10 protein-coding genes and 1 pseudogene are annotated in these 12,555 nt (G+C 66.3%); 6 read left to right on the forward strand and 5 right to left on the reverse strand.

Annotated features, from left to right (window positions below; genetic code table 11):
• Nucleotides 1–137: 137 nt before the first annotated feature.
• From ACH49N_RS29880 to ACH49N_RS29905, 6 genes and pseudogenes are all read left to right on the forward strand, one after another.
• On the forward strand, nt 138–1,016 hold the full coding sequence (locus ACH49N_RS29880) for a helix-turn-helix transcriptional regulator (RefSeq protein WP_358276353.1): 879 nt from the start codon (nt 138–140) through the stop codon (nt 1,014–1,016).
• A 225-nt stretch (nt 1,017–1,241) separates the two neighbouring features.
• Nucleotides 1,242–2,438, forward strand: coding sequence for an MFS transporter (locus ACH49N_RS29885; protein WP_358276355.1), 1,197 nt, complete (start codon nt 1,242–1,244; stop codon nt 2,436–2,438).
• A gap of 204 nt (nt 2,439–2,642) precedes the next feature.
• Nucleotides 2,643–3,086, forward strand: a pseudogene (locus ACH49N_RS29890) (aldo/keto reductase); the annotation flags it as partial.
• A 32-nt stretch (nt 3,087–3,118) separates the two neighbouring features.
• Nucleotides 3,119–3,457: an aldo/keto reductase gene (locus ACH49N_RS29895; protein WP_358276357.1), complete on the forward strand. Its 339-nt coding sequence runs from the start codon at nt 3,119–3,121 to the stop codon at nt 3,455–3,457.
• Between the two features lie 29 nt (nt 3,458–3,486).
• Nucleotides 3,487–4,593 carry an FAD-dependent monooxygenase gene (locus ACH49N_RS29900; RefSeq protein WP_358276358.1) on the forward strand — a complete coding sequence of 369 codons (1,107 nt, stop codon included), beginning with the start codon at nt 3,487–3,489 and terminating at the stop codon, nt 4,591–4,593.
• Entirely contained in the window at nt 4,593–6,164 is a 1,572-nt protein-coding gene (locus tag ACH49N_RS29905) for a Na+/H+ antiporter (RefSeq protein WP_358276360.1), read from the forward strand. The genes ACH49N_RS29900 and ACH49N_RS29905 overlap by 1 nt, the downstream gene beginning before the upstream one ends.
• A 607-nt stretch (nt 6,165–6,771) precedes the next feature.
• On the opposite strand, the gene ACH49N_RS29910 is transcribed toward ACH49N_RS29905, so the two are convergent.
• The 5 genes from ACH49N_RS29910 to ACH49N_RS29930 all read right to left on the reverse strand — a co-directional run bounded on the left by ACH49N_RS29910 (nt 6,772) and on the right by ACH49N_RS29930 (nt 12,454).
• Nucleotides 6,772–7,401, reverse strand: coding sequence for a site-specific integrase (locus ACH49N_RS29910; RefSeq protein WP_358276362.1), 630 nt, complete (start codon nt 7,399–7,401; stop codon nt 6,772–6,774).
• A gap of 684 nt (nt 7,402–8,085) precedes the next feature.
• Entirely contained in the window at nt 8,086–8,922 is an 837-nt protein-coding gene (locus ACH49N_RS29915) for an acyl-CoA thioesterase domain-containing protein (RefSeq protein ID WP_358276363.1), read from the reverse strand.
• Between the two features lie 15 nt (nt 8,923–8,937).
• Nucleotides 8,938–10,176, reverse strand: a complete 1,239-nt coding sequence (locus ACH49N_RS29920) for a CoA transferase (protein ID WP_358276365.1) — start codon at nt 10,174–10,176, stop codon at nt 8,938–8,940.
• Between the two features lie 172 nt (nt 10,177–10,348).
• On the reverse strand, nt 10,349–11,674 hold the full coding sequence (locus tag ACH49N_RS29925; protein ID WP_358276367.1) for an MFS transporter: 1,326 nt from the start codon (nt 11,672–11,674) through the stop codon (nt 10,349–10,351).
• Nucleotides 11,675–11,962: 288 nt separating this feature from the next.
• Nucleotides 11,963–12,454, reverse strand: coding sequence for a transposase (locus ACH49N_RS29930; protein WP_358276369.1), 492 nt, complete (start codon nt 12,452–12,454; stop codon nt 11,963–11,965).
• Between the last annotated feature and the right edge of the window lie 101 nt (nt 12,455–12,555).

The raw sequence follows: 12,555 nt of genomic DNA on the forward strand, positions 1-12,555 counted from the left end.
CAAACGCGCATCCTCGTGCGCGCGGGAGGCTCTGCCGTGAGGGGTACCAGCAGGGACCCCCACCTCCCGCGCGCCGCGCCTACGCTCGAGGGCATGGACAATCGAGCCGAGGTGCGCGACTTCCTCATGTCGCGCTCATGTCGCGTCGCGAGAAGGTGACGCCCGAGCAGGCGGGCCTGCCGGTCTACGGCACACGCCGCGTCGCTGGGTTGCGCCGCAATGAGGTTGCGACTCTGGCGGGAGTCAGCGTGGAGTACTACACCCGCCTCGAGCGCGGCAACCTCCAGGGTGTCTCCGACAGTGTCTGGGAGTCGGTGGCACGAGCTCTGCAGCTTGACGACCTCGAACGTACGAACCTGTTCGACCTGGCGCGCGCCGCGAACTCCTCGCCTGCGCGCCTGGGCCGCGGCGCCAAGCCTGCTCGTCCCGTCGTTCGGTCGAGCGTCGCGCGCATCGTCGAGAAGATGCCCGAGCTGCCCGCCTTCGTGCAGAACGACACCTTCGACATCCTCGTGGCAAACCCGCTCGGCCGGGCCCTGTACGCCGAGCGGTACGACGACCCCGTCGCCCGCGAGAACACCGCGCGCTTCGTGTTCCGCAGCCCCGCGGCACGGCGGTTCTACCTCGACTGGGAGCAGGTCGCCCGTGGCGCCGTCGGGACGTTCAGGGTCCGCGCAGGACGTAACCCCTACGACCGCGAGCTGTCGAACCTGATCGGGGAGCTGTCCACCCGAAGCGACGCCTTCCGGGTCATGTGGGGCGCCAACAACATCCACCTGTTCCGTGAGGGCACCAAGAGGTTCAACCATCCTGTGGTCGGCGAGCTCGCCCTCGAGCACGAGTCGATGGATGTTCCGGGCGAGGACGGGCTCGCGATCACCGTCTACAGTGCCCCGCCCGGAAGCGCTGCGGAGGAGAAGCTCGGACTCCTCGCCAGCTATGCCGCGACTTTCGCCGAGGAGCGCCACACCTCCACCGAGGCGGCAGCCGCACCGGGCGACGAGACGCAGGCCTAGCGGACCTCGCGGGGGGCTGGGGGTCCCTGCCAGGACCCCTCACGAGCGAGGCTCCCACGTCGACGCGAGGACGGGTTCCATGGTTCTTGCCCGCCTTCGCGGGACCTCGAACCGCGCGGCCCCCGAGCCGCCCAGAGCAAAGGTCCTTCCATCTCCACGCACCCGTCCACGGAGCACGGCGCAGCGGTCACCGCAACAGCCGTCGTCAAACTGCCCTTCGTCGTCATGCTCCTCGCCGTCGGCACGTTCTTGACCGCAACGACCGAGTTCGTCATCGCCGGCCTCCTGCCTGAGCTGGCCGCGGACCTCGACGTCAGCGTCGCGCGCGCCGGCCTGCTCATCACCGCTTTTGCGGTCGGCATGATCGTCGGCGCCCCGCTCATCGCGATCGCCACCGCCCGTGTCCCGCAGCGCTCGACTCTGGTCGCCGCACTGTTGGTCTTCTCAGCCGGCCACGTCGTCGCCGCGATCAGCTCGTCCTTCACGGTGGTCCTCATCGCCCGCATCGTCACCGCGCTCGCCACCGGCACCTTCCTCGCCGTGGCCGCCGCCGTGGCGGTCGCCGCCGTCGGTGCCGCCAACGGCGCCCGCGCCATGGGCACCTTGATGAGCGGCGTGGCCCTCGCCACGGTCGTCGGCGTCCCGCTCGGCTCGTTCGTCGGCCAGCTCGTCGGCTGGCGCGGAGTGTTCTGGGGCTTGGCCGTCGTCTCGGCCTTCGCAGCGGCCGGCATCGCCCGCCTCGTCCCGCACAGCGACCGCGAGACGGCGTCGTCACTGCGCGAGCAGGCCGGCGTCCTCACCCAGGGACGGTTGTGGCTCGTCCTGGCCGCGACCGCGCTGGTCACCGGTGGCTTCATGGCCGCGTTCAGCTTCGTCTCGCCGCTGCTCACCGAGCGCACCGGCCTGTCCGGCGACGTTGTGCCGCTCGTCCTGGTCGGCTTCGGCGTCGGCTCGCTCATCGGCACCAACCTGGCTGGCCATTTCGGAGACCGGGGACCGCTGCGCACCTTCACGGTCATCGCCCTCAGCTCCACAGCCGTCCTCCTGCTGCTCATCCCGCTGTCCACCATGACCGTGCCGACCATCGTGCTGGTCGTCCTGCTCGGCGCGTCCGGCATGGCCGTCACCGCCATCGCCACCCCCCTCGCGGTCCGCTTTGGTCACCACTCACCCTCGCTGGCCGCCGCCCTGGCCGTCTCGGCGTTCAACGTCGGCATCGCCGCCGGGTCGGCGGTCGCCGGAGCAGCCCTCGAGTCCTCCCTCGGAACCACCGGACCCGAGATCGTCGGCGCCGTCATGGTGCTCCTCGGCCTCGTACCGCTCGCCGTCCTCGGCGCCCTGCGCGCGACGGCTTCGACCACCGACCAGGGGCCTACCGAGCCTGACCGCGCCGCTGCCCTCGCCGGCGAGCTCGCTGTCTGAACAGGATCACACCACCCGCCACACCACACCACACAGGGAGAACACCATGGAGTACACACGTCTCGGTGACTCTGGTCTTAAGGTCAGCCGCATCGCGCTGGTTTGCATGAGCTTCGGTGACACATCACGGGGCTTCAGCAGCTGGGCGCTCGACGACGACGGCGCCGCGCCCATCTTCAGGCAGGCAGTCGAGGCCTGGATTAGTTGTGGGACACGGCCAACGTCTACGGATACGGCACCTCCGAAGAGATCGTCGGGCGTGCCATCGACCGCTACACCCGCCGTGAGGACGTCGTCCTGGCCACGAAGGTGTTCCCCAAGATGCACGACGGTCCCGGCTGCTCCGGTCTGTCCCGCAAGGCCATCATGGAGCAGGTCGACGCCTCCCTCACGCGACTCGGCACGGAATACATCGACCTCTACCAGATCCACCGGTTCGACCCTGGGACGCCGGTCGAGGAGACCATGGAGGCCCTCCACGACGTGGTCAAGGCGGGCAATGTGCGCTACCTCGGTGCCTCCTCGATGTGGGCCTGGCAGTTCGCCAAGATGCAGTACGCCGCCGACCTGCACGGCTGGACCCGGTTCGTCTCCATGACGAACCAGTACAGCCTCATGCAACGCGAGGAGGAGCGCGAGATGCTCCCGCTGCTCGCTGACCAGGGCGTCGGTGCCATCCCGTGGAGCCCACTGGCCAAGGGCCGGGTCGCCCGCCCCTGGGGGTGCAGACCGAGCGGTCGCAGAACGATCCCGTTGGCAAGTCCGCCTTCGACGGCGACGGCAACAAGGACATCGCCGACGCCGTGCAGCAGGTCGCCGAGAACCGTGGCATCTCGATGGCCCAGGTCGGCCTGGCGTGGGTCATGCGCCACCCGGTCGTTTCCGCGCCCATCGTCGGCGCCACCAAGGAGTACCACCTCGCCGACGCCATCGCCGCCGTCGACGTCCGCCTCACCGATGACGAGATCGCCGCCCTTGAGGCGCCGTACACCGTCCGCAAGCCCACCGGCTACTCCTGACCCCCACGAACACCCAAGGAAGTCCCTTCATGTCCATTGCCAACGAGTCCGATCCCGTGATCGTCGTCGGCGCCTCGCTCGCCGGACTCATGACCGGCCTCGCGCTCTCACGTTCGGGCATCGAGGTCACCATGCTCGAGCGCGCCGGCGCCGACCCGCGCACCGGAGCCGCCGTGGGAGTCGACCCTGCCCGACTCGAACGCGTCACCGGTGTACGACTCCCGACCCAGCCGTCCAGCTCGGCGACTTCGGTCACCCCGGGCATCCACTCCTGGACGGCAGTCCACGCCCACCTCACCACCGCCGTCACAGCCGACCCGCGCATCACCCTGCACCACCGCGCCCGAGTCCAGACCGTCGGCCAAGACGACGAGAGAGCGTGGGTCACGACTGACGACGGCCGCACGTTCACCGGCGCGGCGGTCATCGGCGCAGACGGCCACAGCAGCGTCGTACGCGGAGCGGTCGCGCCCACAGCACCCGATGCCGCCTTCGCCGGTTACATCATCTGGCTCGGCGTGAGCGACGAAGCATCCCTGCCGCCGTCGTCACGGTGGCCTCGCGACGTGGCGTTCCTCGACAGCCATGACGGGCTCATGCTCGGCTACCCCCTCCCCGGGCCTGACGGCCAGGCCACGCCCGGCCAGCGGCGACTCGGCTGGGCCTGGTACGACGCCACCAGGAACAACCTGTTCAAGGCGATGGGCAGCGTGAAGAACAACGTCGTGCAGCACTCGCTGAGGCCCATCGACATCCCCTCGGAGACCTACACCGAGCTTGCCCGCGAGGCTCAGTACAGCTGGCCCGAGCCCTGGAGCAGCGCGGTTCGCGACGGCGTCGAACGTCGGTCGATCATCGGCATCCCCATCGCGGAGTACGTGCCGAACAAGCTCGCCGCAGGCCGCATCGTCATCATCGGCGACGCCGCCCACGTGCCCAGCCCGATGACAGGCTCCGGCTTCAGCGCCTCCTTGAGCGATGCAGAGGCCGCGGCCAGCGCGCTCACAACCGGCCTCGACCGCAACGCCGTGGGAGAGGCACTGGCCGACTACGAACGGCAGCGGATCGGCAGCGCGCGAAGTCTCGTCCTGGGAGGGCAGCGATTCAGCCAGTCCTTCGCACGGTCGGCGTCCTGATGAACGGGCTTGAGATCACCGTCGTCCTCGGAACGGCGGTCCTGGTCGGAAGCGTGCTGGCCCCACGCCTGCGGATGGCGACGCCCCTGTTCCTGCTTGGTGTGGGGATCGTCCTTGGATTCGTCCCGGAGCTGCGCGAGATCGAGCTGCCTCCGGAGTTCGTGCTGTTGCTCTTCCTCCCCGTGATGTTGTTCTGGGAGAGCCTCACCACCTCGCTTCGGGCGATCAGGCGGGACTTTCGTGCCGTCGTCCTCCTGAGCACCCTGCTCGTCGTGGCAACCGCCTTCGGCGTCGCGGGAATCGCCCATGCCTTTGGGATCCCATGGGCGTCTGCGCTGGTCCTGGGCGCGGCCGTGGCGCCGCCCGACGCCACGGCTGTCGGCGCGCTCGGCCGCTCGCTGCCCCATCGCAACTTCATGATCCTCAAGGCAGAGAGTCTCACCAACGACGGAACGGCCCTGGTCGTCTACGGCATCGCGATCGGCATCGCGGCCGGCGACAGCTACTCGTCCCTGGACGTGACGGGTCTCGTCCTTCGGTCCTACGTCGGGGGAGTGCTCGCCGGAGTCGGAGTGGCGTTCGTCTTCTACCTGCTCCTGCGCCGGCTGCACGACGCGACGAGCATCAACGTCGCCCTCCTGCTCGTGCCCTTCGTCGCCTACCTGGTGGCAGAGCTCGGCCATGCCTCCGGGGTCCTGGCAGTGGTGACGTCCGGGCTCGTCATGGCCTACGCCTCGACGCGCATCAGCACGGCGGCCTCACGGCGCACGACCGAGTCGGTATGGCCACTGGGTTCCTACGTCCTCAACGGCGCGTTGTTCGTGCTGATCGGGCTGGAGGCCCATGCTGTCACGCGCAACATCCCTGTCGGGGACGGTGTCCGCCTGCTCGGTTGCGTCGTTGCGGTCTGGCTCGGCCTCATGGTGATCCGGTTCGTGTTCCAGACGCTGAGCGTGCTGATCATCAGGTTGCTCGACCGGCGTCCGTCGCAGCATGAGCGCCGGATGGACTACCGCGCCCGCGTCGTCAGCGCTGTCGCCGGCTTCCGGGGCGCCATCTCGCTGGCCCTAGCGCTGTCCGTCCCGACCGTCGCCCGTGATGGCAGTCCCTTCCCGGTGAGGGACGAGATCATCATCGTCACGGCCGGCGTCATCGTCCTCACCCTCTTGGTCCAGGGTCCGCTCCTGCCGCGCGTCGCGGCGTGGGCCCGGCTTCCCGAGGACGCGGCGGCCCCCGACGAGCTGCGTACAACGGAGCGCGCGCTGCTCGATGCGGCCCTGACGGCCGCTCCCGAACTGAGCAGCCGTCTGGGGATTGGCGACGAGGTGCGAGACCGACTGGTCGCGGGCTACCGCAGGCGCCGTGATCAGGTTGACGCGACCACAACGTCGACACCCCTCGTCCAAGACGAGGAGTACTCCCGACTCCTCCTGGCACTGATGACGCCCAAACGGGACGTGCTTCGGTCGATGCGTCAGTCGGGAATGATCGACGACGTCGTCGCCCACCGGATCCAGACGCAGCTCGACGTCGAGGAGTTGCGCCTAAGAGGCGTGGAGCCGCTCGACTGAGCTTCTGGGTCATTGGTAAGTGCTCAGGTGGTTGCCGAACCGGGCCGCCCTGCTCTACCAGCACCGGTCGACCCGACGTCCGATCGAGGACCTTGCCGGCACCGCGGGCGACTCATCGCCGGGGGCAAGCTCCACCACTTCGGCCTGTCCGGGCCGGCTCGACCATAGGTCAGTCGTTGGAAGCTGCCGAGCCGGTGGAACTCGGAGCCCAGCAGGTAGGCGTGCGCAGCGAGGTAGTGGCAGACCTCGTCGCCGACCCAAGCGGGTGCGCGCCGGCGGAACTCGGCTCGATCCCGGCCGAGCAGATCGATCCATTCCTGCGTGCTCCAACCCTAGAAGGTCCGCTCCACCTCGGCGCAACACACCAGCAGCACCGCGACCAGTCGGCCATGGCACGCCGCCGATGCGCAGTGGCAGGCGAATCCAAACCGGCATTGACCGCTTCCAGAGGTTGCAGCAATCGTTCGATCCCGCGCCGGCCCGGCGCTGTCGGATCGTGATGTTGCAGCCACCGCAGGTTGCGCACACCGAGTTCACCGATCGCCGTGACTTCCTCGACTCGGACCTCAATGGTGGTATCGATGCGATGCTCGACTAGCGGTGAACATCAGCGTGATTCGAGTACGTCGTCAGGAATTCCCGACAGTGGCGCGGTCACTGTGGAGCTCCTGCCGCGGTGGTGTTCATGCCGGTGAGCATCGCGATGCGCCGGGCGTGGATGTGGTCCATGCCGCGGCCGAGCTTGTCGGCCAGATCCCGTCCGGACGTGGCGCAGCGTCGAGTCCGTGTGGCGATGCCCGGCGAAGGTCGCAATCGTGTGCAGTTCCCATCCCATCCGGGCCAGATCGGTCAGAGACAGGTGCCGGGTGGTGTGGGTGGAGAACCGCGGAGCATCGGCGGCCAACGCAATCCGGCGCACCACCTTCGGCCACGTCCACAGGGTCAGCGGCTGGGCGTGATTGCGGCGGGACTCCGACAAGAACAGCGGTCCGCGTGCCCGGCTCAGACTCGCCCGGTGTGCGAGATAGCCCGACAGCAACACCCCGGTTGCAGCCGAATAGGGCACGACCCGCTCGAGCCGATTCTTCGTCGTCCCCGCCCGGATCCGCAAGGTGCGGTGGGCGGGGTCGAGATCGTCGGTGCGCAGCGCGCACAGCTCCTCACGGCGCAACGCGGCATCGTAGGCCAGGGCGAGCATCACCCGGTTGCGAATCGGTTCCGTGGCGGCGACGGTCAAGATGGCCGCCCCCTGCCCCTCGGTGGGAATCCACCGCCAGCTTCGTCAACCGGGGCACCAACCCGCGCTGATGACCGACACCGCGCCGGACGGACGTGAAGTGGCCCCGGCCAACGGGATTGAGCTCGCGCAGCCCCTCCCTCGTGAAGTAGTCGTAGAACAGTCGCACCGGCGGCATCAGCCGCTGCTGGATCGTGGCGTTGGCCAGCCCGCAGCCGGAATCGAGGGACACCACGTTCGCACCTCGATGGCTGGATCGTTCGGTCAACTCCCGCACATAAATACCGATATGGGCACGGCTGGCGGTGAGCGGGTTGACCGGCAGGTGTATAGACGGGGCGAACCTCGACCTGCTGCGGAAACGTGTCATCCGCCTCGAATGATGCAGCACGGCAGTGGCTTCACGGAAAGTTTGCCAGATCCAGGATCAATGAGCGCCATCACAAGGGTTAACCGACTGCGGGACCGAGGGAATACGTGCTGTCATCGGTGAGAAGCCTGCGGCCACCAGACCCTTCACGATGTAGTGCACGGACGAGCTGGGAGCCTGCTGCTCCGCTTATCGGGTCGATACAGCGACCATAGTCAAGACCCGATCGGAGACAACAGCCGGAGCCATCTGTTTCCGCTGATCTGCGACCGTCAGCAGTTCATATGAGGACGCATCGCGGGCACAGAGACGACCTAGCGGTAGTGCTCGAAGTATGGGTCCGACCCAGGTCGGTAGAGCGTCTCCTGAGCCAGGCTTGCGGCCAGCGTGCCGTCAGCGAGGTACAGCGAGCCCGTGTACCAACCGCGACCCTTTCCCACCCGACGCGGAACCAGGTCGACAAGCATCCACTCGTCGACAGCGACGGGTTGGTGGAACCAGACTGTGTGGTCCAAGCTCGCCCACGACCGGTGGCTGTCCGTATCGAGCGGAGCGACGCCGCTCGAGTCGTCGGACAGGTAGGTCAAAGCGCAGGCGTTGAGCAGTGGGTCCCCGCCCAGGTTCTCGGTGCACCGCGCCCAGAATCTGGTCAGGAGTTCGTCGTGCGGAAAACGCTGGTCGACCCGCCGCCCTTCGAACGAGAACAGTCTGGGGAACCGGTACGGTGCAGAGTCGTCGGGAAGCGGCACCGTAGGCATGGCGAGTACCTGGGCCTGTGGCCCGTCCTCGACCACGTGGAAGGAGGTCGACATGCTGAAGATTGCCTTCTCTCCCTGCAGTGCCAGCACCCGTCGGGCAGAGAAAGAGCGGCCGTCCCTTTCACGGAACACCTGGTAGACGATCGGACGCGATGCGTCACCGGGGCGCAGGAAGTACCCGTGCAACGAGTGCGGCAACCGCCCGCCGCAGACAGTCAGTCCCGCGGCACGAAGCGCCTGGGCAGCGACCTGGCCACCGTAAAGCGGATACGGGTCGAAGTACACGGCGCTCGCTCGGAAGACATCTTGCTCGATCTTCTCCAATTCGAGCAGCTCGACGAGCGATCCTGTCGTGTAGATGGGTGTCGGAGTGTTTGTCTGGTGAAGGGTCATTGGGCCTGTGATCGTTCAGTCGGGGCGGGATTCGGTGGCGACGAGACCGTCGGCGCGCAAACTCGCTATGGTGTCGTTGGAGTAGCCGCATTCGTTCAGGATCTCCACGGTGTGCTCGCCCAGCATTGGCGCTGCCCGCCGGACCGGTGTCGGGGCGCCCCCGATCCAGAGGGGTCCGCGGGCGACCGGGATTGTGCCCAGAACTGAGTGCTTGACCTCCTCGACGACGCCCAATGCCTGCACCTGCGGCTCACTGAAAGTTTGTGCCATGTCGTTGATGGGGCCGCACGGGATACTCGCCGAGGTCAACGCCGACAACCACTCCGACGAACTTTTCAGGGCGAGCCGCGCCTCGATCTCACGCAACAGCTCCGCCTTGTTCGCGTAGCGCTTCTTCGGGGTGGCGAACCGCTCGTCGGTGGCCAATTCGGCTGCGCCGAGGACCTTACACAGCCCGACCCACTGGGGATCGGTCCCAGCGACGATATTGATCTGCCCGTCTGCTGTGGGAAACACCCCGCATGGAACGACGACCGGATGGTCGTTGCCTACGCGTGGCGGTATTTCTCCGAGGGAGAGGTAGCGCTGTCCGTGAAAGATCAGCACCGCGATCACACTCTCGAGGAGTGAGGTGTGCACCGACTGACCGCGGCGACGCCCTGCGAGCGAGGCACAGACCCCCATTGCCGCGAACATGCCAGTCAGCATGTCCGACAACGGAACCCCCGATCGCATGGGGCCGGACTCGTCGGTGCCGGTGATCGACATGAGACCGCCCATCCCCTGGGCGACCTGATCGAAGCATGCTTCGCCGCTTCGCGGGCCCACGTGCCCGAAGCCGCTGATCGACGCCAGAATCACGTCGGGGTGATGCTCGCTCATCCAGTCGTGTCCGATGCCCAGCGACTCGAGCACCCCGGGGCGGAAGTTCTCCACGACGACGTCGAAGTGGCCGACCAGCGAACGCAGCAGCTCTTGCCCCCTGTCGGACCAGATGTCGATGGCGATCGACCGTTTGTTCCGGTTCGCCGCGATGAAGTAGAGGCTTTCCGAGTCCTGGTAGGGCCCCCACTGGCGTACGACCTCGCCGGCGAGGGTCTCCACCTTGACCACGTCGGCTCCGAGGTCGCCGAGTAGTGCGGTGCAGAAGGGCCCGGCGAGCGCACGGGTCAGATCTAGAATGCGCGTCCCCTGCAAGGGCAACTCGCTCTGCTCGTCAGCGTCGGTGGCCGGTTCCCATTCTGCGTTCGTCACGTATCTGCTCCTCATCGTTGGCTGCTAAATTTCGACGGATCTGCGGTAGGTCAATCTGTTTGGCTGGGATCACTCTCCATCGCATACGGCCAGACCTCACGTGCGGACCGCGCCGACGCGTGATCTCATTTCGTCGGGGCCGGCGGAACCGCATCGTCCCTGACGGCTCCGACTAAGTCGAAAACGACGGCCCGGAGGGCAACAGTTTCTTCCAGAAGAGCAGGAGCACCGTGCACACCACACATGAAATGACCGGTATGAGGAGGCCTGACGTGACGGTCGACCCCGAGGTGCCCTTCCCGACGAGGTACGGGCCGATGAAACCGCCGAGGTTAGCCATCGAGTTGATGACGGCGACACCCACGATGGCGTGGGTCTTGGACAGCGTCGTCGTCGTCATGGCCCAGAACAGCGGGAGGAACGCGAAACTGCCGATCGCAGCCAGCGTGAGGGCCACCAACGCCAACCCCGGCTGGTGCCGGAAGGCGATGACACCGGTCAGCCCCAGCGCGAGGGCGAAGGAGAGAACCGTGACCGCAATGAGGCTCCGCTTCGGCGAATTCGCCCACTTGGGGAGGAGCAGCGTGGCGAGGGCAGCACAGGCATACGGTGCGATCGCCGCCATGCCGATATTGGTGGCACTGAAATCGGGATTGATCTGCTTGAGAATTAGCGGAACGAACAGATTGAAGCCATAGAAGCCAATTCCGAACGTCAACAGCGCGATCGACAGGTAAAGCACACGACCGTTCAACAGGGCTGCGAGCTGCGCGCGCAGACCGGGCTCGGCGGACGGACCACCCTCCTCGTCCAGCTCCCGCACCAACCACCTTCGCTCCCGGTCGCTCAGCCAGCGCGCGGACGCCGGGGACTCGGGGAGTTTCTTCCAGGTCACAAAACCGAACAACACAGAGGGCACACCGGTGAGGATGAAGACCCACTGCCACGGCGAGAGGCCTAGCCAGTGCACGTGGTCGAGAATAAGCCCGCCGATCACACCGCCGAGGAGAAAGGCGATCGGGTGGGCGAGGAACAGCCAGGCCATCGCCTGGGCGCGGTCACGAGCGCGGAACCACTGAGTGAGGTACAGAACCATGGCCGGAAGAAACCCGGCTTCGGCGACGCCCAGCAGAAACCGCGCCACGTATAGCATGTGCTCGTTGGTGACGAACCCCGTAAACACGGTAATCACGCCCCAGCTGATCATGATCCGTGTAAGCCATGCCCGGCTGCCGAAGCGCTGCGCCAGCATATTGCTCGGCACCTCGAAGAAGAAGTACGAGATGAAGAAGACAGCTGACGCCAGCCCATACCCCGCTGCCGTGATCCCCAGCTCGGCACCCATGCCCAGCTGGGCATACCCCAGGTTCACCCGGTCCAGATAGGACAGAATGAAGATCGGAAACACGAGTGGCAGGATCCGCCGGAACACCCGGCCGACTACATTCTCCCGTTCTTCCCCACTCAGGTTCGTCGGGACGGCCGTTGAACTCGGCATCGTTGCATCTCCTCGATTATTTCATGAGGTATGGAGGGCCGCTCGAACCCTCTTCCGAGTTCGGATCCCCTTACAGCAATGACTTTCGGGTGGGAGATGATCGGCCGGTAGCTTGAGGTTCTCAACATCTCGTTCACCACTACGAACGGTAATTCGTATTTATGTAGCGTATGGGTGAGTTTAGTCGCTGTCAAGAGGTCTTCTTTCGAGGTTCTCTCGAATTGACGAAGTCCGTCACCGTACGCGACGCATCACAGAACTGACCCCAGCAGGGACGAGCAGCAATTACTAGCGCCGGGGCACACAGCCACTACAGCCACGCCAAACATCAGCCGCAAAGCACAGTCGAGGGTGGACCGATCCGAGCTTGTGCGGTGTTCTTCGTTGCCTTAGAGTGCATCTGAAAACTCGGGTACAGGCTACGACGCCCGGGCGAGCGCCGGGTGACACGGTCGCGACCATGGCGATGTAGACCATCGCCTCGTGAAGATCGGGCCGCGTCTCGTAGTCGCAGACGCAGCGCCGGTGTTTACAGATCCACGCGAACGCTCTCTCGACCACCCACCTGCGCGGAAGAACCGGGAATCCCTTGATCCCGTCGACGCGCTTGAAAGTCTGAACAGCCAGCGACAGAGCATTTTTCGACGCCTCGATCAGCCCCCGACAGCCCCCACCAGAGTGATCGTCGAGCAGTGAGCGCCCAGCGCAGCCAGGAGCCCGGAACGCACCGTCACGGTCCTGGGTATCTGCTACCGCCAGCAGCAGCCCGTTCGAGTCCACGGCAATATGCCGTTAACATCGATTCGTCTTCTTGTCCGCATCGTATTTACGACTCGACCCAAGCACGATGTTTGGAACCCTGCACCGATTGAGTGTCGATG

The organism is Rhodococcus sp. NPDC019647 (genome assembly GCF_044389235.1).
Classification (GTDB): domain Bacteria; phylum Actinomycetota; class Actinomycetes; order Mycobacteriales; family Mycobacteriaceae; genus Rhodococcus_F; species Rhodococcus_F oxybenzonivorans.

What these genes read in the sequence shown, in the direction of transcription:
- ACH49N_RS29905 (WP_358276360.1), top strand. Translation starts at nt 4,593, where the DNA reads ATGAACGGGCTTGAGATCACCGTCGTCCTCGGAACGGCGGTCCTGGTC.
- ACH49N_RS29900 (WP_358276358.1), top strand. Translation starts at nt 3,487, where the DNA reads ATGTCCATTGCCAACGAGTCCGATCCCGTGATCGTCGTCGGCGCCTCG.
- ACH49N_RS29880 (WP_358276353.1), top strand. Translation starts at nt 138, where the DNA reads ATGTCGCGTCGCGAGAAGGTGACGCCCGAGCAGGCGGGCCTGCCGGTC.
- ACH49N_RS29925 (WP_358276367.1), bottom strand. Translation starts at nt 11,674, where the DNA reads ATGCCGAGTTCAACGGCCGTCCCGACGAACCTGAGTGGGGAAGAACGG.
- ACH49N_RS29915 (WP_358276363.1), bottom strand. Translation starts at nt 8,922, where the DNA reads ATGACCCTTCACCAGACAAACACTCCGACACCCATCTACACGACAGGA.
- ACH49N_RS29885 (WP_358276355.1), top strand. Translation starts at nt 1,242, where the DNA reads ATGCTCCTCGCCGTCGGCACGTTCTTGACCGCAACGACCGAGTTCGTC.